Origin of the sequence: Pseudoalteromonas rubra (assembly GCF_005887095.1) — a bacterium.
GTDB lineage: Bacteria > Pseudomonadota > Gammaproteobacteria > Enterobacterales > Alteromonadaceae > Pseudoalteromonas > Pseudoalteromonas rubra_E.
Window position 1 is genome coordinate 1 of record NZ_PNCI01000088.1, and the last position, 722, is coordinate 722.

The window sequence follows — 722 nt, forward strand, 5'->3', positions numbered from 1 at the left end:
GCAACTTAAGCGCCCAGTTAAGACTCGCTTTCGCTACGGCTCCCCTAAATGGTTAACCTTGCTACAGAATATAAGTCGCTGACCCATTATACAAAAGGTACGCAGTCACATAACAAGTATGCTCCTACTGCTTGTACGTACACGGTTTCAGGTTCTATTTCACTCCCCTCACAGGGGTTCTTTTCGCCTTTCCCTCACGGTACTGGTTCACTATCGGTCAGTTGGGAGTATTTAGCCTTGGAGGATGGTCCCCCCATATTCAGTCAAAGTTTCACGTGCTCCGACCTACTCGATTTCACTTTAAATAAGTTGTCGTGTACGGGACTGTCACCCTGTATCGTCATACTTTCCAGAATGTTCCACTAACTACATTAAAGCTTAAGGGCTAATCCGATTTCGCTCGCCGCTACTTTCGGAATCTCGGTTGATTTCTTTTCCTACGGGTACTTAGATGTTTCAGTTCTCCGCGTTCGCTTCGTTAACCTATGTATTCAGTTAACGATGACCCAAAGGGCCGGGTTTCCCCATTCGGAAATCCTAGTCTCAAGCGCCTCTTACTGGCTTGACTAGGCTTATCGCAAGTTAGTACGTCCTTCATCGCCTCCAACTGCCAAGGCATCCACCGTGTACGCTTAGTCACTTAACCATACAACCCAAAACAGTTTCGTCGTTCTTTATCCTGATGCGTTATTGCCATCAGATATTGCTTGGTCACATAGACG

1 rRNA gene is annotated in these 722 nt (G+C 46.5%); it reads right to left on the bottom strand.

From position 1 onward, the window contains the following. A 23S ribosomal RNA gene (locus CWB99_RS22860) occupies positions 1–646 on the bottom strand; the annotation flags it as partial. Positions 647–722: the final 76 nt, after the last annotated feature.